The sequence below is a fragment of the Mesorhizobium sp. P160927 genome (assembly GCF_057766385.1).
Map to the genome: position 1 here is coordinate 27621 of NZ_JBYMDW010000001.1, position 16974 is coordinate 44594.

General features: G+C 64.3%; 19 protein-coding genes. 8 read left to right on the plus strand and 11 right to left on the minus strand.

All coding sequences use genetic code 11. The annotated features are described in order from the left end of the window. The 4 genes from AC3CB8_RS00115 to AC3CB8_RS00130 are packed head-to-tail and all read right to left on the minus strand — an operon-like array spanning position 1 to position 2401. Entirely contained in the window at positions 1 to 426 is a 426-nt protein-coding gene (locus AC3CB8_RS00115; RefSeq protein WP_023770735.1) for a DUF1178 family protein, read from the minus strand. Further along, positions 423 to 1283: a carbon-nitrogen hydrolase family protein gene (locus AC3CB8_RS00120; protein WP_352566067.1), complete on the minus strand. Its 861-nt coding sequence runs from the start codon at positions 1281 to 1283 to the stop codon at positions 423 to 425. Before AC3CB8_RS00120 ends, AC3CB8_RS00115 begins: the two co-directional genes overlap by 4 nt. A gap of 10 nt (positions 1284 to 1293) precedes the next feature. Further along, entirely contained in the window at positions 1294 to 1563 is a 270-nt protein-coding gene (grxC, locus tag AC3CB8_RS00125; RefSeq protein WP_023770737.1) for a glutaredoxin 3, read from the minus strand. Positions 1564 to 1588: 25 nt separating this feature from the next. Further along, the gene (locus AC3CB8_RS00130; protein ID WP_352566069.1) at positions 1589 to 2401 is read right to left on the minus strand and encodes a ComF family protein; all 813 of its coding nucleotides are present in this window, start codon (positions 2399 to 2401) and stop codon (positions 1589 to 1591) included. A 65-nt stretch (positions 2402 to 2466) separates the two neighbouring features. Between AC3CB8_RS00130 and AC3CB8_RS00135 the strand changes: the two genes are divergently transcribed. Further along, positions 2467 to 3339 carry a methyltransferase domain-containing protein gene (locus tag AC3CB8_RS00135; RefSeq protein ID WP_023770739.1) on the plus strand — a complete coding sequence of 291 codons (873 nt, stop codon included), beginning with the start codon at positions 2467 to 2469 and terminating at the stop codon, positions 3337 to 3339. Positions 3340 to 3360: 21 nt separating this feature from the next. On the opposite strand, the gene AC3CB8_RS00140 is transcribed toward AC3CB8_RS00135, so the two are convergent. The 5 genes from AC3CB8_RS00140 to argJ all read right to left on the minus strand — a co-directional run bounded on the left by AC3CB8_RS00140 (position 3361) and on the right by argJ (position 6539). Then, positions 3361 to 3540, minus strand: a complete 180-nt coding sequence (locus AC3CB8_RS00140) for a Flp family type IVb pilin (RefSeq protein WP_023770740.1) — start codon at positions 3538 to 3540, stop codon at positions 3361 to 3363. Positions 3541 to 3649: 109 nt separating this feature from the next. Continuing rightward, positions 3650 to 3964, minus strand: a complete 315-nt coding sequence (locus tag AC3CB8_RS00145; RefSeq protein WP_023770741.1) for a hypothetical protein — start codon at positions 3962 to 3964, stop codon at positions 3650 to 3652. A 120-nt stretch (positions 3965 to 4084) separates the two neighbouring features. Continuing rightward, positions 4085 to 4507: an 8-oxo-dGTP diphosphatase MutT gene (mutT, locus tag AC3CB8_RS00150; RefSeq protein ID WP_352566071.1), complete on the minus strand. Its 423-nt coding sequence runs from the start codon at positions 4505 to 4507 to the stop codon at positions 4085 to 4087. Positions 4508 to 4515: 8 nt separating this feature from the next. Next, positions 4516 to 5268, minus strand: coding sequence for a GNAT family N-acetyltransferase (locus AC3CB8_RS00155; RefSeq protein ID WP_031241090.1), 753 nt, complete (start codon positions 5266 to 5268; stop codon positions 4516 to 4518). A 29-nt stretch (positions 5269 to 5297) separates the two neighbouring features. Further along, complete coding sequence (gene argJ / locus AC3CB8_RS00160; RefSeq protein ID WP_023770744.1) at positions 5298 to 6539, minus strand: bifunctional glutamate N-acetyltransferase/amino-acid acetyltransferase ArgJ; 1242 nt, start codon at positions 6537 to 6539, stop codon at positions 5298 to 5300. Positions 6540 to 6652: 113 nt separating this feature from the next. Here argJ and AC3CB8_RS00165 point away from each other — a divergent pair, with 113 nt between their 5' ends. The 3 genes from AC3CB8_RS00165 (at position 6653) to AC3CB8_RS00175 (ending at position 8638) form a co-directional block, all read left to right on the plus strand. Beyond that, positions 6653 to 7180: a caspase family protein gene (locus tag AC3CB8_RS00165; protein WP_352566073.1), complete on the plus strand. Its 528-nt coding sequence runs from the start codon at positions 6653 to 6655 to the stop codon at positions 7178 to 7180. Next, the gene (locus tag AC3CB8_RS00170; protein ID WP_352566075.1) at positions 7081 to 7932 is read left to right on the plus strand and encodes a caspase family protein; all 852 of its coding nucleotides are present in this window, start codon (positions 7081 to 7083) and stop codon (positions 7930 to 7932) included. The genes AC3CB8_RS00165 and AC3CB8_RS00170 overlap by 100 nt, the downstream gene beginning before the upstream one ends. Positions 7933 to 8038: 106 nt before the next feature. Next, positions 8039 to 8638, plus strand: a complete 600-nt coding sequence (locus tag AC3CB8_RS00175; RefSeq protein WP_023770745.1) for a TetR/AcrR family transcriptional regulator — start codon at positions 8039 to 8041, stop codon at positions 8636 to 8638. A gap of 61 nt (positions 8639 to 8699) precedes the next feature. Here AC3CB8_RS00175 and AC3CB8_RS00180 read toward each other — a convergent pair whose 3' ends face one another. Further along, positions 8700 to 9626 (minus strand): peptidylprolyl isomerase, encoded by a 927-nt coding sequence (locus AC3CB8_RS00180; RefSeq protein WP_023770746.1) that lies wholly within the window; start codon positions 9624 to 9626, stop codon positions 8700 to 8702. A gap of 261 nt (positions 9627 to 9887) precedes the next feature. On the opposite strand from AC3CB8_RS00180, the gene secA reads away from it, so the two are divergent. Further along, complete coding sequence (gene secA, locus AC3CB8_RS00185) at positions 9888 to 12620, plus strand: preprotein translocase subunit SecA (protein WP_023783550.1); 2733 nt, start codon at positions 9888 to 9890, stop codon at positions 12618 to 12620. 53 nt (positions 12621 to 12673) lie between these two features. Here secA and AC3CB8_RS00190 read toward each other — a convergent pair whose 3' ends face one another. Next, positions 12674 to 15259 (minus strand): helix-turn-helix transcriptional regulator, encoded by a 2586-nt coding sequence (locus tag AC3CB8_RS00190; RefSeq protein ID WP_023795057.1) that lies wholly within the window; start codon positions 15257 to 15259, stop codon positions 12674 to 12676. 213 nt (positions 15260 to 15472) lie between these two features. Between AC3CB8_RS00190 and AC3CB8_RS00195 the strand changes: the two genes are divergently transcribed. From AC3CB8_RS00195 to AC3CB8_RS00205, 3 genes are all read left to right on the plus strand, one after another. After that, positions 15473 to 15745 (plus strand): DUF4242 domain-containing protein, encoded by a 273-nt coding sequence (locus tag AC3CB8_RS00195; protein WP_023770749.1) that lies wholly within the window; start codon positions 15473 to 15475, stop codon positions 15743 to 15745. 429 nt (positions 15746 to 16174) lie between these two features. Further along, on the plus strand, positions 16175 to 16672 hold the full coding sequence (locus AC3CB8_RS00200; RefSeq protein WP_023770751.1) for a hypothetical protein: 498 nt from the start codon (positions 16175 to 16177) through the stop codon (positions 16670 to 16672). 62 nt (positions 16673 to 16734) lie between these two features. Next, on the plus strand, positions 16735 to 16941 hold the full coding sequence (locus AC3CB8_RS00205) for a YjiS-like domain-containing protein (RefSeq protein WP_023770752.1): 207 nt from the start codon (positions 16735 to 16737) through the stop codon (positions 16939 to 16941). The last annotated feature ends 33 nt before the right edge of the window (positions 16942 to 16974 follow it).

The window sequence follows — 16974 nt, forward strand, 5'->3', positions numbered from 1 at the left end:
TCAGTTCCGGTCGTCCGGAAACACCGGGATCGGCATGAACTCGACGCCGTCCTCGGCCAGGCCCTTGGCCTCTTCAAGCGTCGCCTCGCCATAGATGCCGCGCGCATCGGTTTCGCCGAAATGGATCTTGCGCGCTTCCTCGGCGAACTTGTCGCCGACATAGTCGGCGTTTTCGCGCACCTTCTCGGCCATCGCCTTCAGCTGCGCCAGCGCCTGCTTCTGCGCCTCGCCCATGGCAAGCGCTATGGTTTCCTGCTTGCGGGCCGTGGAAACGGCCGGGGCCATCAGCGCCTTCTCGACCTTGTGCGAGCCGCAGCTGGGGCAATCGACAAAACCGCGCTTCTTCTGCGTGTCGAAATCGTCATTGCTGCGAAACCAACCCTCGAACTCATGCTCGTTTTCGCAGATCAGGGAAAAGCGGATCAAGATGCGGCGCCCCTGAGACGCGACGCCTCGCCGGCATTGATGGTGAAATCCCGCGCATTCCTGAGATTGGGGATTTTCTTGCGCGCGGCAATCGACTGCGCCGGGTCGATCTCGGCGACAATCACCGCTGGCTCGTCATGCGCGGCCTCGGCGATGATGCGACCCCACGGATCGACGATCAGCGAATGCCCATAGGTCTCGCGGCCGTCCTCGTGCAGGCCGCCTTGAGCGGCGGCGACGACATAGGCGCCGTTCTCAATGGCGCGTGCCCTGAGCAGCACATGCCAATGCGCTTCGCCGGTCTGGCGGGTGAAGGCCGCGGGCACGGTCAGCACCTCGGCGCCGGACATCGCTTCGGCACGGAACAATTGCGGAAAACGCAGGTCGTAGCAGACGGCAAAGCCTAGTTTCGCATCGTTGATCGGAATAACGACGGCTTCGGTCCCCGGCTCATAGGCGGCGGATTCGCGCCAGCTTTCGCCGTTATCGAGGTCGACGTCGAACATGTGGATCTTGTCGTAGGTGGCGAGCGTCGCGCCATCGGGTCCGAACAGGAGCGCGCGGTTGGCGAGTTTGCCGTCGGCGCGCAGTATGGCGGTCGAGCCAACGTGCAGGAAGATGCCAAGCTCACTGGCGAGCTTCCGCGCGGTTGCGACAACGATGTCCTTGTCCTGCGAGGTGAAGGAGGCGGCACGCGCTTCCTTGTCGCGGATCAGCGCGCCGGTCATCTCCGGCGTCTGGATGTAGATGGCGCCCTGGTCCGCGGCCTCGCGCACCAGCCGCTCCATATCGGCCGCATTGCGCTCGGGACTCTCGCCTGAACGCATCTGCACTGCCGCCGCCCTGAAAACACTCATTGTCATCCCCTCAGTTCGACGAGCCGTTGGCGAGCAGTTTGTCCAGTCGGCCTTCTGCCTCCAGATCATGGAGGTCGTCGCAGCCGCCGACATGCGTGTCGCCTATGAAAATCTGCGGAAAGGTCGTGCGCCCGTGAGCCCGCGACATCATCTCCTGGCGCAGTTCCGGAGAGAAGGAAGCGTCGTGCTCGGTATAGGGGACGCCTTTGCGCTCCAGCAACCGCTTGGCCGCCGTGCAGTAGCCGCACATCATGCGCGTATAGATCGTGACATCGACCATGACGAATTCCGCTCCTGTTGACGACTTATATAGTCACGGACTCGTCCGCCCGGAAGTCCCCCGGCAACACACGGGCAAAGGTCAGCACGTCGACGGCGGCCGCACCTCCCCTTTTCAGCGCCTTGGTGGCGGCACGCACGGTGGCGCCGGTGGTGTAGACATCGTCGATCAGAAGCACCCTTCGGCCGGCAATCTCGATCTCGGCCTCTGCCGGCACGCGAAAGGCGGCGCGCACGTTCTCCTCGCGCTCCTGCCGCTCCAGTCCGACCTGCTGGCGGGTGAGTTTTACACGCCGCATGGCGGAGGGCGCGAAAGGCAGCCCGCTAAGTTCGCAAACCGCGCGCGCCAGTTCCGCCGACTGGTTGAACCGCCGCCTGAAAAAACGGCGCCAATGCAGCGGCACCGGCACCACCACATGCGCGTCGGCGATCAGGTCGGCGCCCACACGGACCATCCAGCGCGCCATCCAGGGTGCGAGATCCGTACGGTCCTGGTATTTCAGCCCTTGCACCATCTGGCGGGCAACGCCGGAGTAGACGACCGCGGCCCGTGCCCGTTCGAAGGGCGGCGGATCCGCGATCGCTTCCGCCGACAGAAAACCATCGCCCATGTGATGGGTGAACGGCGTGCCCATCACCGGACACCAGGGCCGCTCCAGCAGCCGCAGCTTCGGCCAGCAGGCGCCGCACAACACACCAGGCTGCGAGACCTGCCGGCGGCAACCGGCGCAGACCGGCGGAAACAGGATGCGCGCCGGCCAGCCCAGAGCCGACCGGGCAGCAGACCCGGCCAGCTTGCTGATCTCGACGGACTTGATCTTGGGCATCGGATCGGCCACGTGATTGGTTCCTCGGCGCCACCATACCAATCACATCAAGGGGCCGACATACAAGGATCAATCCCTTGCAGCCGATAATGGACACCTCTCTGTGGCTGGCGCACAAGCGGCGCGCGCTCATCCATCCGGTTGACGGCGCCGACTTCCTCATGCGCCGTGCCGCCGACGATCTCGCCGACCGGCTGGGCGCCGTCGAGCGAAAGTTCGCCAAGGCGGCGGTGCTGTTTTGCCAGACATCGGCCGCGGCCGGCGTCCTTGCGCGGAGCGGCAAGGTGGAGGATATCGCCCGTGTCGAGACGGCCGCGGCTTTCCTGAATGGTGCCGCCGGCCTGATTGCACCGCCGGAGACCGTCCCGTTCGAGCCGCAAAGTCTTGATCTGGTGGTATCGCTTTTGTCGCTGCAGGCGATGAACGACATCCCGGGCATGTTGATCCAGATCCGCCGCGCGCTGCGGCCGGACGGACTTTTCCTCGGCGCGTTCGCAGGAGCCGGCACGCTTGCGGAACTGCGCGAAAGCCTGCTTGCCGCGGAGACAGAGCTCTACGGCGGCGTCAGCCCTCGCGTCATCCCCTTCACCGACGTACGTGATGCCGGTGCGTTGCTGCAGCGCGCCGGTTTCGCGCTGCCGGTCGCCGACGTCGAGACGGTGACGGTGCGCTATGCCAACCTGTTTGCCCTGATGGCGGATCTGCGTGCCATGGGCGAAACCAGCGCGCTGGCCGACCGCAGCCGGCGGCCGGGCACGCGCCAGCTGTTTGCCCGCGCCGCGGAAATCTACGCCGAACGTTTTTCCGACCCCGACGGTCGTATCAGGGCAAGCTTCTCGACGGTCTGGATGTCCGGCTGGGCGCCCGATGCATCGCAGCAAAAGCCGCTGAAACCCGGTTCAGCCAAGGTTTCGCTGAAGACTATACTGGAGGGGCCTGATGGGCATTGACCTTTTCGCAGGCAACCAGCCTCATTGCGCAAAGGCGTTGGCAAGCCTGCTGGAGTTGTCGCTGAACAACCAGGTCAGCGTGTTGAAGACCTGGCTGATACCCCCGATGATCGTCAGCGACAGTACGCAGATGATCAGGGCGTATTCGACGACCGTGGTGCCGTTTTCGTCCTCCAGAAAACGCAGCAGCACTGTTTTCATGGCCTCGATCCCCGTTGCGGAAACTTTACCGCGGACGTGTTAAGAAAGGTTAACGGCAAAGGCTTAACAGGCGGTGAAGCCGCCGACCGTCGGAAAGGTCCTGGCCTTGTCAGCAGTCGCCACTGCTTTTGCCATCGGAACGGATAATGCAGACGCCACCCGGATCGGCCTGCAGCACGCTGCGGCGTACCGTATAGGTGCTGCGATGGCTGATCGAACCGGTAGCCGTCATGTCCAGGCCAGGGAAACCGTCGCGGGCCGTTTGCGAACGCGTCTGGCCGTCCAGGAAAGGCGTCGCGATCAACGCCAGCGCCACGGCGGCCGATCCGAACAGCAGCGTGAGGCGCAGGACGCCCATGCCCGCTTCGGCGGCACGAAAGCCGCGCTCGGGCCGGATCGAATCCCAATCCCTGTCCAGGCTCATTCTATCGCTCCCCAGCGAAATGACGGCTGCCGCACGAAAACGGCCATGCGTCAACTTTTTCATGATGAGATAAATCTTCCATTAACGCTGGCTGATATGGACGGTGGTCCAATCGGATCCTCAAAGGAGATCGATCAGGAAGGGGATCAATGGCGTATCGGCCGGCGGCATCGGATAATCGCGCATCTGTTTGGGCCGCACCCATTTCAGCGCCTGCCCTTCCCTCGGCTGGGCGATGCCGCGGAAGCGGCGGCAGACAAAAAGCGGCATCAGCAAGTGGAAGTCGTCATAGGAATGGCTGGCGAAGGTCAGCGGCGCCAGGCATGGGATATCGGTCTCGATACCGATCTCCTCCTGCAGTTCACGGACAAGGCATTGTTCCGGCGTCTCGCCGGCCTCGACCTTGCCGCCGGGAAACTCCCACAGGCCGGCGAGTTGCTTGCCTTGCGGCCGCTGCGCCAGCAGCACGCGGCCATCGGCATCGACCAGCGCGCAAGCGGCGACCAGAAGCAGGCGCTTGCCGGCGATCGTCACATCATTCATGCCCGATTTCACCCATGACCAGGCGGCCGGCGGTAGTGATAGCGATAGACTTCCTCGAAGCCGAGCGCGCGGTAGAGCGCCAGCGCCGGCGCGTTGCCGGCCTCGACCTGCAGCCAGGCTTCCCGTGCGCCGCGCAGCCTCGCCCATTTCAGTGCTGACAGGATCAGGTTGCGGCCGTGGCCCTTGTTGCGCGCCGCCTTGTCGGTAGCGACCTCGAACAGGCCGGCGAGATCGCCGTCATGCACACAGATCAGCGTCGCCAGCGGCTCCGTCCCATCCTCGAGCGCGAACAGCCCGGCTTCAGGCTGGATGGCTCCGATGATCTCCGACAGGCCCGGCCGCAGCGACACGTCCGAGCCGCTGACCTTGAGCAATGCGCCGATGAAGCGGCTGATGTCCTTGAGCGGGATCTGGTCCATGGCGGCGTCGAGTTGCGCATCGGCCAGCGGCAGCCGCATGACCAGCGATTCGTCGAACCGGCTCCAGCCCTCCTTGTCGAGATGGCTGGCAAGATCGGGACCCGACAATGGCGACATGCGGAACGTCAGCGGCCGGCCGTACGCGTCGAAACGGCGGCTCGCGCGGCCGATGCGGTCGGCGATGTGCTGGATGTCGCCGGGATCGAGCGGATTGACCGAGTTCAGCCGCTTGGCCGGATGACCGGCGGTCAGGCGCACCACCCAGGTGCCGTCATAGTGGACGGCGGCCGCGGGCCAGGCCCGAAAGCCGGCCGCCTCGTAGCGACGCACGGTCGCGAGCATGCTTGCGGGATGACGCGAAACCAAGGCGATCAGCTCCGGTAGTCGCCATTGATGGCGACATATTCCTTGGTGAGATCGCAGGTCCACACCGTCGCCTTGCCGCGGCCGATGCCGATATCGGCGCGGATGCGGATGTCGTCGCGCTTCATATAGGCCGAGGTCTTTTCTTCCGAATAGCTGGGGTCGCGCTCACCCTCATGCGCCAGCCTGTTGTCGCCGAACCAGATCGACAGCCGATCGCGATCCGCGGGCTCGCCGGCCTTGCCGACGGCCATGACGACGCGGCCCCAATTGGCGTCCTCGCCGGCGACCGCCGTCTTGACCAGCGGCGAATTGGCGATCGACAGCGCGATGCGTTTGGCCGAGCGGGCCGACTTGGCCCCGGTGACGGTGACCTCGACCTGCTTGCGGGCGCCCTCGCCGTCGCGAACCACCTGCAACGCCAGCGACTTCAGCACCTTGCCGAGCGCCCGGCGGAACTGACCAAGGCGGGCATCCCTGGGATCGGTGATCTCGGGCGCGCCGCGCTTTGCCGCCTTGCCGGTGGCAAACAACAGCAGCGTGTCGCTGGTCGAGGTATCGCTGTCGACGGTTACAGCATTGAACGTCTTGGCCGTGCCGCGCGATAACAGGTCCTGCAGGACAGGAGCCGCGATCGGCGCGTCGGTGGCGATGAAGGACAGCATCGTCGCCATGTCGGGCGCGATCATGCCGGCGCCCTTGGAAATGCCATTGATGGTCACATCGGCGTCGCCGAGCTTGACCGTCGCCGTCGCCACTTTCGGATATGTATCCGTGGTCATGATGGCCTTCGCCGCCTCTGTCCACAGGTCCGGTTTGCCGTCGCTGACCAGCCCGGCGAGCAGATGGCTGAACTTGGTCGTGTCGAGCGGTTCGCCGATGACGCCAGTCGATGCCAGGAAAACCTCGCCTGCCGTGCAGCCCGCGGCCTTCGCCGCCGCTTCGCCCGTCAGCGCGGTGGACTCGCGGCCCTTCTGCCCGGTGAAGGCGTTGGCGTTGCCGGAATTGACGACCAGCACCCGCGCCTTGCCGGAGCCAAGGTTCTGGCGGCAGAAATCAACCGGCGCCGAGGGACATTTCGACTTGGTGAACACGCCGGCGACCGCGGTGCCGGCATCGAACACCATGGCCAGCAGGTCGGTGCGGCCCTTGTACTTTATCCCCGCTTCGGCGGTGGCGATGCGGACCCCTTCGATGGCGGGCATTTTTGGATATTTCTTCGGCGCAAGCGGGGAAATCGTCGTGGACATGCAGACCTCGGGCGGGAAAATCGCAAGGGGAAGGCCGGTTTGCCCGATACGGCGCGCCGGTGCAAGCGCGTTTTCATCGCTCCCGCGGAGGGCAAACCCGTTGAGGATTAAGCTTGCATTTCAAATCTGTTGGCGTCGCCGGGGTGCGTGGCGCTATGATCTTCCTCATGGGCAGGCTTGCAATCCTCGCTTGGGCGTTTCTGGGACTTTTGCTGCTGGGCGCCGATGCCGGGCCGGGGCGGCGCGTGGCGCTCGTCATCGGCAACGGTACTTATGCCGAGGCCGGCACGCTGGCCAATCCGGTCAACGACGCCCTCGACATCGCCGACAATCTGCGTACCATCGGCTTCGAAGTCATTGAAGGCAACGATCTTGGCAAGCGCGAGGTTGAACGCAGCATCGGCGAGTTCTCCGATGCGCTCGAAGGCGCCGGCGTCGGGCTTTTCTACTATGCCGGCCATGGCCTGCAGGTCGAAGGCCGCAACTATATCGTGCCGGTCGACGCCAGGCTGGACGTGCCGGTAAGCTGCAGCTCGAAGCGGTGCCGATCGACGAAGTCCTCGACATCATGGAACAGCAGGCCAAGGTCAGCCTGGTGTTCCTCGACGCCTGCCGCAACAACCCGTTTGCCCGCAGCTTGAGCCGCACCGCCACCACCCGCTCGGCAACGGCGCTGGCGGGACCGGCGCAGTTCGATTCGACACGCGGCTCCTTCATTGCCTTCGCGACGGCGCCGGGCGCGGTCGCCATGGACGGATCGGGGCGCAACTCACCCTTCGCCCAGGCCCCTGCTGCGCCACATCCCGAGCCCGGACAAAGCATGAACGACATGATGATAGCGGTGCGCCGCGACGTGGTCTCCCAAACCCGCGAGGCCCAGCGCCCATGGGAGCAGGGATCGCTGCTCGAACGCTTCGAGTTCGTACCGGGCGCGGGACCGGTAACGGCACCGGAACCGGCGGCCGCGCCGGCGCTTTCGACGCAGGTGGCGACGCTCGAGCGTTCGGTCGGCGACGACAAAAGCGCGATCGAGAAATTCCTGCGCGACGATTACCTGTCGCCGGACGTCAAGGACATGCGCGCCGCCGTCAAACGGCTTTATGGCCCATCGGCCACCGTCTTCGGCACGCCCTACGATGCCGAGACGCTTGTGAGAGTGAAGAGCGACTGGTTCGTGCAATGGGCCTCTTGGTCGCTTGGCCTGGAACCCGGCAGCCTGGAGGTTACCCCGCACGGCGAGAGCAGCGCTCAAGCGGTCTTTGCCATGAGCTACGACTACACGCCAAAGGACAAGTCGGCGGCGCGCGTAGCCGGCAAGGCGCGGCTGACGCTGGAATTGGTCAAGACCGAGAAGGGATCACGCATCGTGTCGGAGATGTCGCGGGCGATGTGACGACCACCGTCGGATGACGGCGCCGGCACCTCGCCAAAAAACGGGTCGTTTCGTTTCATCGCGGGATCGCTTATCATTGCCGCGAATTGAAACGGGGACGACAGGCATGGCCGAGGAGGCGGATACGGCGCGCAGATCGATCGGTGCGCGGCGCAATCCCGACAGTGCGGACGCCATTCTGGAGGCTGCCGAGGCAGTGCTGGTCGAAGGCGGCTATGCCGGCTTCTCGATCGAGGCCGTGGCGCGCCGCGCGCGCGCCGGCAAGCCGACCATCTATCGCTGGTGGCCAAGCAAGGCGGCATTGCTGCTCGAAGTCTATCAGCGCCAGAAGCGCGTCGACATTCCAGACAGCGGAAGCTTGGAAGAAGACCTCGTCGGCTTCCTGAAAAACCTGTTCGCGCATTGGCGCGACACGCCTTCGGGCAGCGTGTACAGGTCGCTGATTGCCGAGGCGCAATCGGATGAGACCGCCGGCGCGGCGCTCGCCGGCTATGCCACCGGGCGCCGGACTCACAACAGCCAGATCGTGGACCGCGCCAAGGCAAGGGGTGAGATTGCCGACGATATCGATTCAGAGGTGGTGGCCGATCTGATCGGGTCCTTCGCCTGGAAACATCTTTTGACCAACCGCCTCGATGTGGACGAAACCACGATACGAACCGCTGTTGGCTATGTCACGCGAGGCATCGTCACGCCCAAGCCCTAAAGAACGGCAAAAAAATAGGCGCGGCGAGCAATCACTCGCCGCGCCTTCGCGATTGCGTGTCCTACTTGGCGCTTTCCAGCGTGTCGACGGCCTTCTTCAGATTGGCGTCGGGGATCTCGACCTTGGCGCCGCCGCGCAGCGACTTGACCAGCGCGAAATACTTGTCGCGGATGACGGCCTGCTTGGCCTGATCCTTGACGTCGTCGAAGGCCGGCGGCTGCTTGGCGCGCTTGTCCTCGAGCTTGATGACATGCCAGCCGAACTGCGTCTGCACCGGCTCCTTGGTGTATTTGCCGACCTCGAGCGCGGAGGCCGCCTTGTCGAACTCCGGCACCATCTGGCCAGGTCCGAACCAGCCGAGATCGCCGCCATTGGACTTGCCCGAGGGATCGCTGGTGTGCTCGTTGGCGAGCTTCTGGAAATCGCCGCCGCTGTCGAGCTGCTTGATGATCGCCTCGGCCTCTTCCTTCGTCTTCACGAGGATGTGACGGGCATGCACCTCGTTGACCGGCGGCGTATTGGCGATTTCCTGGTCGTAGCGGGCGCGAACCTCGGCGTCGGTGACCTTGTCGACCACACCCTTCTCGACCATCTCGCCATGCAGCGCGCGCTGCTGCAGGAAAGCCATGCGGCGCTGGAAGTCAGGATCCTTATCGAGACCGTCGGTGACCGCCTTGGCTGCCATGACGCGGATTTCGATGGCCGCCGAAAGTGCCGCGGCGCGGCGCTGCTCGGGCGGCAACTGCGCGAACTGCTGCGATAGCTCGCCTTCGGCAAGCACCAGATCGGCCTCGGTCAAAGGCTGGCCGTTGACGGTGGCGATCACGGTATTCGGGTCGACGGGCGCCGCGGCCGGGGCGGCCGCGTCCGCCGGGGCGGCCGGAGCGGGAGCGGTCTCCTGCGCGGTGACAGGCGACAGGCAAAGAGCCGACAGGCCGAGGGCCAGGCCAAGGCTGGCAAACGACGCACGGCTGAACAACAAGGACATAAGGATGACTCCGGTGAGGGATTGTAGGGAGGGTGGCTTCCAGATCAGCCAGATTGTGGCGGAATTTGGCGCGACCGGCAGGGCCAGCGCGGCGTTGACATCAGTTGAGCCCCCTCTTATCTGTCCATCGACTTGGCGTCCAGAACCGTTTTCCGGGCGCTTTTTGTGTTTGCCCGTATTCAGGCGGTGCGTTCACGTGGATGTGATGGGGCCGGCCGGCGCCTGTCTCAAGTTTGAGAATTCTATCGAAAGGACCATTGGATGGTCAGTCTCGGCGGTCTCGCCCGTAAGGTTTTCGGTTCCTCCAACGACCGTCGGGTCAAATCGACCCGCCCCCGTGTCGAGGCGATCAACGCCATGGAAAACGAGATGCGGGCGCTCTCCGATGCCGAGCTTGCCGGCCGCACGGAAAAATTTCGCCAGGATATCGCCAACGGCGCCAGCCTCGACGATCTGCTGGTCCCGGCCTTCGCAACCGCCCGCGAGGCCGCGCGCCGCGTGCTTGGCATGCGCCCCTTCGACGTCCAGCTGATCGGCGGCATGGTGCTGCACAATGGCGGCATCGCCGAGATGCGCACCGGCGAGGGCAAGACCCTGGTCGCGACGCTGCCGGTCTATCTCAACGCGCTCGCCGGCAACGGCGTCCATGTCGTGACCGTCAACGACTATCTCGCCACCCGCGACTCCGAATGGATGGGCCGCGTCTATAAATTCCTCGGCCTCTCGGTCGGCGTTATCGTCCACGGCCTATCGGACGAGGAGCGTCGCGTCGCCTACGCCTCCGACGTCACCTACGCCACCAACAACGAACTCGGCTTCGATTATCTGCGTGACAACATGAAGTACGAGCGCGTCCAGATGGTGCAGCGCGGTCACAATTACGCGATCGTCGACGAGGTCGATTCCATTCTGGTCGACGAAGCGCGCACGCCGCTGATCATTTCCGGTCCGCTCGAGGACCGTTCGGAAATGTACAACACCATCGACACCTTCATCATCCAGCTGCAGCCGCAGGATTATGAGATCGACGAGAAGCAGAAGACCTCGATCTTTACCGAGGAAGGCACCGAGAAGCTGGAGAACATGCTGCGCGATGCCGACCTGCTCAAGGGCGAGTCGCTCTACGACGTCGAGAACGTCGCCATCGTCCACCACGTCAACAACGCGCTGAAGGCGCACCGGCTGTTCCAGCGCGACAAGGACTACATCGTGCGCAACGGCGAGATCGTCATCATCGACGAGTTCACCGGCCGCATGATGCCCGGCCGCCGCTATTCGGAAGGCCTGCACCAGGCGCTGGAAGCCAAGGAGCACGTGGCGATCCAGCCGGAGAACCAGACGCTCGCTTCCGTCACCTTCCAGAACTACTTCCGCCTCTACAAGAAGCTTTCCGGCATGACCGGCACGGCGCTGACCGAAGCCGAGGAATTCGGCAACATCTACGGTCTCGAAGTCACCGAGATCCCGACCAACCTGCCGGTCATCCGCAAGGACGAGGACGACGAGGTCTACCGGACGGTCGAGGAGAAGTACAAGGCGATCGTCAGGGAGATCCGCGAAGCCAGCGCCAAGGGTCAACCGACACTGGTCGGCACGACCTCGATCGAAAAGTCCGAGCAGTTGGCCGAGCGCCTGCGCAAGGAAGGCTTCACGGATTTCGAGGTTCTGAACGCCCGCCATCACGAGCGGGAAGCGGCAATCGTGGCCCAGGCAGGCAAGCCCGGCGCCATCACCATCGCCACCAACATGGCCGGCCGCGGTACCGACATCAAGCTCGGCGGCAATGCCGAGATGCGCATCGCCGACGAACTGGGCGACATGCCCGAAGGCCCCGAACGCGAGGCGCGCGAAAAGGAAATCAATGCCGACATCGAGCGCCTGAAGGAAAAGGCGCTGGCCGCCGGCGGCCTATACGTGCTTGCCACCGAGCGCCATGAATCGCGCCGCATCGACAATCAGCTCAGAGGCCGCTCTGGCCGCCAGGGCGACCCCGGCCGCTCGAAATTCTTCCTGTCGCTGCAGGACGATCTGATGCGCATCTTCGGCTCCGAGCGCATGGACGGCATGCTGCAGAAGCTCGGCCTCAAGGAAGACGAGGCCATCATCCATCCATGGATCAACAAGGCGCTGGAAAAGGCGCAGAAGAAGGTCGAGGCGCGCAACTTCGACATCCGCAAGAACCTGTTGAAATATGACGACGTCTCCAACGACCAGCGCAAGGTGGTGTTCGAGCAGCGCATCGAGCTGATGGACGGCGAGGGCCTTTCGGAGACCATCGGCGAGATGCGCGCGGGCGTCATCGACGAGATCGTCGCCAAGGCCATTCCCGAAAACGCCTACGCCGAACAGTGGGATGTCGCCGGCCTGAAGGCCGAGGTCGCCGAATTCCTCAATCTCGACCTGCCGATCGAGGACTGGGTGAAGGAAGAAGGCATCGCCGAGGACGACATCCGCGAGCGCATCTCTCAAGCCGCCGACGCCGCCGCACAAGAACGCGCCGACCGTTTCGGTCCCGAGGTGATGAACTATGTCGAGCGCTCCGTGGTGCTGCAGACGCTCGACCATCTGTGGCGCGAGCATATCGTCAATCTCGACCATCTGCGTTCGGTCGTCGGCTTCCGCGGCTACGCCCAGCGCGATCCGCTGCAGGAATACAAGAGCGAGGCGTTCGAGCTGTTCCAGGCGATGCTCGGCAATCTGCGCCAGGCCGTCACCGCGCAGCTGATGCGCGTCGAACTGGTCCGCCAGGCCGCCGAAGCGCCGCCGCCGGAAGCGCCCGACATGTTCGGCACGCATATTGACGGCACCACCGGCGAGAATGATTTCGAAGGTGGCGAAACGGCCCTTCTGGTACGCCAGGAAAGCACCGCCATCGTCGCTCCCGAGGATCGCGACCCAAACAACCCCGAGACCTGGGGCAAGGTCGGCCGCAACGAAGCCTGCCCCTGCGGCTCCGGCAAGAAATACAAGCACTGCCACGGGACCTTCGCGTAAAGACCGCGAGATCGGTGTTCCCGGACTTCTGATCCGGGGAGGCTTCCATATTGTCAGATCAGCCCGGAATCTCGCGCGGCGGCGGTCGCCTCGCCGCGCGAAACGGCGTCCAGCTTGCCCAGCACCGCTGAGACATGATGATCGACGGTCTTCGGTGAGATGGTTAGGTGCTCGGCGATTCTCTTGTTGGAGAAACCGCGCTCGATCAGGTGCAGAACCTCCATTTGGCGGAGCGTCAGGCCAGCGTGATTGGCGCGTGTGCTCTGCCGCGGTCCCCTGGCGATGTTATGGACGCCATTCTGCCGCATGACGGCGCGGACGTGCTGCGCCACCGGCCGGGCACCGAGCCCCTCGAATATGTCCAGGGCCAGGCGCAGCGCCGGCTCGTCGCCGTACAACAGGGCGAGCGCCCGTTCGAACGGAGCGCCCAGCCGGGCCCACAGCATCGCGGCACCACGCCAGTCGCCGGTGAGCAGCAGGCGGTAGGGCTCCGCCATGCCGGTCGTATCGCCAGGATTGCTGTCAGGTGACAAGAGCAGCCGCCAGACGGCCAACTCGGCGAACATCGCCCTCGTCGGCGACAGGCTTTCGGCCAGATCGATCAGGCGAAGTGCCTCTTCGGAGTCGCCTTGCCCTAGCCATGCCAGTTCGGCCATCGATGCCGTGTAGGGCACCAGCCGCTGCAGCTCCATTCCCTTGTCTAGGAACCGCTTCATTTCGTCCAGCACGGGCGCGGCCGGATCGCCTCGTCTTATGCGCAATTTCGCCAGCGCGACCAAGGATGGGTAACGCACCAGGGCCGTGGTCGCACTATCGTCGATGATGTCGTGAGCCATCGCGGCCGCATCGTCCCAAAGGCCGCGTCGCAAAAGCAATTGCGCCTGCACGCCCCGCATATAGTCCCGCCAGGTCGCGAGGTCATTCTCGACGCAATAGGCAATGCCCCGGTCGAGAAAGGATTGCGCCCGGACAAGGTCGAGCTGGTTCATTTCGGCGCAGGCACAATTGGTGAAGCCGCGTGCGGCGTGCTCCTGGAAGTTCTGCCCGAGCGCGATGTCAAGACTGCGGGCGAGGTGCAGCCGGCCCTTGGCCAGGTCTAGCCACTGTTCGGCGGAGCCAAGATTGTTCAGCGCATGACAGACTATCTCCGGCTTGTTCAACCGTTCGGCCAAACCGACTGCCTTGCAGCCGAGCAGCAGGGTCTCGTCGAGCTTCTCGGCCAGCATCGCCAGCTGCGAGAGATTGGAATAGGCCATGGCAAGCTCCGGACTGGCCGGCGCCTGTTCCAGCAATTCCACCGCCTGTGCCCCGAACAGGTCCGCCTGTTCTCGGTCACCCACCAGATAGGCGAAGCGCGACAGGCATCTGAGGCTGTCGCCCTCCCTGAGCGTGTCCCCCAACGCCTGCTGCAACCGCCGCGCCTGGCCCTGCGCCTCGATGGCCGTATCGATGCGGCCGATCAGATGGCATTCAAAGGCATAGCCCTCATAAAGCCTCGCCCTGTCGCCCATGGGCAGGCTGTCGGCGTGCCGTAGGGCGACTTCGTAATAGCCGGCCGCATCGCGATGCGCGCCGACCCGGGAAGCCTCGCCCGCCGCGAGCGGGGCAAGCTCGCGTACGGCTTCCAAATTCTGGGCCTCCACCGCATGGTGCACAAGTCTTGCGGTAGCCACCTCGACGTTTTCCTGCAGTGCGGAAAGCGCGCGCTGGTTGAATTCGCGCCGATGGCTCGGCGTCAGCGCCATCTCGACGGCGCGACGGGCGATCTCGTGGCGGAAGGCATAGCCATCGCCGAGATCGTCGAGCAGGCCGTTCGATACACATTCCGCCAGCTGGCCCGCGCTGGCGACACCACAGAGGCCGCGCAGCGCCCAGACATCGGCGCGGCGCGGAAACACCGACACCGCGTCGAGCATCGAGCGCCCGCCCCGCGACAGGCGCTCGGCACGCGCCAGCACAGCGTCGCGGACGCTGGCCGGCGGGATCATCTCGCTTTCGGCAGCCAGCAACTCGGTGACGAAGAAGGCGTTGCCCGCGGTGGCGCGGTAGATTGCGCTGCCGTCGCGGTTGGCTGCTTCGGCAAGCGACAACACCGCCGCTTCGGTGAGCAGCGGCACTTCGATACGCTGGACGTTGGCGGCCGGAATTTCACCGAGCACCCGACGCGCGCGCATCTGCCCTTCGCTACGGTCGGTGCGTGCCGTGAACAGCACCAGCATATGGGTGTTGGCGATGCGTCGGCCCAGGAAACGGACGAAATCCAGGGTCGCGTCGTCGGCCCAGTGCATATCCTCGATGACCAGCAGGCCCGGACGAGACTTCGCCTCGAAAACCTCGAGAGCGTCAGAAAACAAGGGCAGCCGCTGGCCTTGCCGGTCATCGATCGCCCGGGGCAGTGCCCACTGCGCGTCCCGGGCCAGATCATAGAGGGGTCCCAGCGGATCGGGAATCGACAGATCCTCGCAGGCGCTGCGGAATATGGAAACGTGCTGCCCAACACCGCTTACGAACGCCTCCACGAGTGCCGTCTTGCCGGCGCCGGCCTCACCCAGCAATGCCGCCACGCGGCCGCGACCGAGCGCCGCCGCCGCGAGCAGTTCCTCCAAATGTTCAAGTTGCGCCTGCCGCTCCAGAAGCATCGTTACTGGCCCATGAGTATCGTCGTCAAACCCATCCCCCAAGATACCCACGCTTCGGTATCCGCAGTGTGGCTCCAAGATCAAACGTCGAAAACATAGGGAATCGTCCCGCGAAATATGGGGAAAGGCTCCGATGCGCGCTTTCGAAGGCCATGGTTCTTCTCCGACCGCGCTCACTTCGAGCGTGAATCAATCGTAAAAGGAAGCCATTCCATGCCTCGCTATCTGATCGAACGGACATTCCCCGACGGACTCAACCTTCCGATGAACGACATCGGCGCAACGGCGCTTGGCGGTATCATCATGCGCAATGCCGAGAAGGGGGTCACCTGGGTGCAGTCCTTCGTCTCGCCCGACAAGAGCAAGAGTTTCTGCATCTACGACGCCCCCTCGCCTGAAGCCATCCGCAGCACGGCGCAGAAGAATTCTCTGCCGGTGGACAAGATCACCGAGGTGAGGGTCCTGGACCCCTACTTTTATCGCTGATCCGATGGACCAAGGTTGGAGCCATGAGCGTGAAATTGTCCTGGGCAATGATAGCAGTCGGTTTTCCCTGTCGTTCCTTCCCGAAACGGCGGCCGCCGTCGTGGCGTTCGACCCCGCACCCCACCGGCGCGGTCTCGCATCGCGGATTGTCTCCGCGCTGCTATCGCCATTGCGAGGCCGGCGCAGGTGCCTGCCTCCGCAAGACGATTATTTGAGACGGGACATCGGTCAGCCGGAGCACGAGATGCGGCGGGACTACTGGGAATACTGGTGGTGGCACCAATGAGACCGCGGTCCGGTTAAACGGGATGGACGAGATCGAACCCCTCCCGCACTGCCAGTCCCATGCCGCGGGCTTCTGCAACCAGGCCTGGCCTTGATGGCCGGCCTGGGCGCCTGCCGGATCATCAACAATCAATGGAGAACAAAATGAACGTCAATTTCTGGCGCCTTGCCGCACTGTTCATCACGTCGATCGCCTCCACCGCCGCATCGGCGGGGAAGAGCAATCCGCTTGCCGACGAGGTGCGGGCGGCCAACAGCCGCTTCGCCAACGTCGCGGCGGCCACCGCCGAGGGCTATGCGCCGATACCTTGCGCCAGTGGCATCACTGGCGGCGCCATGGGCATTCATTACGTCAATGGCGCCTATCTGAAGGACGATGCGATCGACGTCGCCAAGCCGGAGGCCGTGATGTACGAGCCGATGTCCGATGGCACGCTGAAGCTGGTGGCTGTCGAATACATCACCGCGAAGGGTCCGGCCTCGCTTGAAGGCCAGTTGTTCAACTTCAACAGCGCTCCCAACCGCTATGGCCTCGGCCCTTTCTACGAACTTCATGTCTGGGCCTGGAAGCAAAACCCGACCGGCGCCTTCGCCGACATGAACCCGAACGTCTCGTGTGACGCCATGAAAAAGGCCGACTGACGGCACCCGGCCTGCCGGTCCAGGTCCCGGCAGGCCTTTCGCGCGCACCGCGAGGAGAGATCATGCCCGAAATCGATGTCGTCCTGGCGAGGCCGCGCACCCAAACTTCGCGCCTGATGGCCGTTGCCGCTTGGCTTGTGCACGGGCGGCACCTACGGCATGGCCGGCGTCGCCTTGAGACCATGCCCGATTTCATGCTGAAGGACATCGGTATCAGCCGTTGCGCGATCGACCATGTCGCAACGCGCGGAGAGACGGGCCGCCGGTAGACTCGACTGATTAAAAAACGGCGCCGCGCCTGT

What these genes read in the sequence shown, in the direction of transcription:
- AC3CB8_RS00120 (WP_352566067.1), bottom strand. Translation starts at nt 1,283, where the DNA reads ATGAGTGTTTTCAGGGCGGCGGCAGTGCAGATGCGTTCAGGCGAGAGT.
- grxC (WP_023770737.1), bottom strand. Translation starts at nt 1,563, where the DNA reads ATGGTCGATGTCACGATCTATACGCGCATGATGTGCGGCTACTGCACG.
- AC3CB8_RS00140 (WP_023770740.1), bottom strand. Translation starts at nt 3,540, where the DNA reads ATGAAAACAGTGCTGCTGCGTTTTCTGGAGGACGAAAACGGCACCACG.
- AC3CB8_RS00145 (WP_023770741.1), bottom strand. Translation starts at nt 3,964, where the DNA reads ATGAGCCTGGACAGGGATTGGGATTCGATCCGGCCCGAGCGCGGCTTT.
- mutT (WP_352566071.1), bottom strand. Translation starts at nt 4,507, where the DNA reads ATGAATGATGTGACGATCGCCGGCAAGCGCCTGCTTCTGGTCGCCGCT.
- AC3CB8_RS00155 (WP_031241090.1), bottom strand. Translation starts at nt 5,268, where the DNA reads ATGCTCGCGACCGTGCGTCGCTACGAGGCGGCCGGCTTTCGGGCCTGG.
- argJ (WP_023770744.1), bottom strand. Translation starts at nt 6,539, where the DNA reads ATGTCCACGACGATTTCCCCGCTTGCGCCGAAGAAATATCCAAAAATG.
- AC3CB8_RS00175 (WP_023770745.1), top strand. Translation starts at nt 8,039, where the DNA reads ATGGCCGAGGAGGCGGATACGGCGCGCAGATCGATCGGTGCGCGGCGC.
- AC3CB8_RS00180 (WP_023770746.1), bottom strand. Translation starts at nt 9,626, where the DNA reads ATGTCCTTGTTGTTCAGCCGTGCGTCGTTTGCCAGCCTTGGCCTGGCC.
- secA (WP_023783550.1), top strand. Translation starts at nt 9,888, where the DNA reads ATGGTCAGTCTCGGCGGTCTCGCCCGTAAGGTTTTCGGTTCCTCCAAC.
- AC3CB8_RS00190 (WP_023795057.1), bottom strand. Translation starts at nt 15,259, where the DNA reads ATGCTTCTGGAGCGGCAGGCGCAACTTGAACATTTGGAGGAACTGCTC.
- AC3CB8_RS00195 (WP_023770749.1), top strand. Translation starts at nt 15,473, where the DNA reads ATGCCTCGCTATCTGATCGAACGGACATTCCCCGACGGACTCAACCTT.
- AC3CB8_RS00200 (WP_023770751.1), top strand. Translation starts at nt 16,175, where the DNA reads ATGAACGTCAATTTCTGGCGCCTTGCCGCACTGTTCATCACGTCGATC.
- AC3CB8_RS00205 (WP_023770752.1), top strand. Translation starts at nt 16,735, where the DNA reads ATGCCCGAAATCGATGTCGTCCTGGCGAGGCCGCGCACCCAAACTTCG.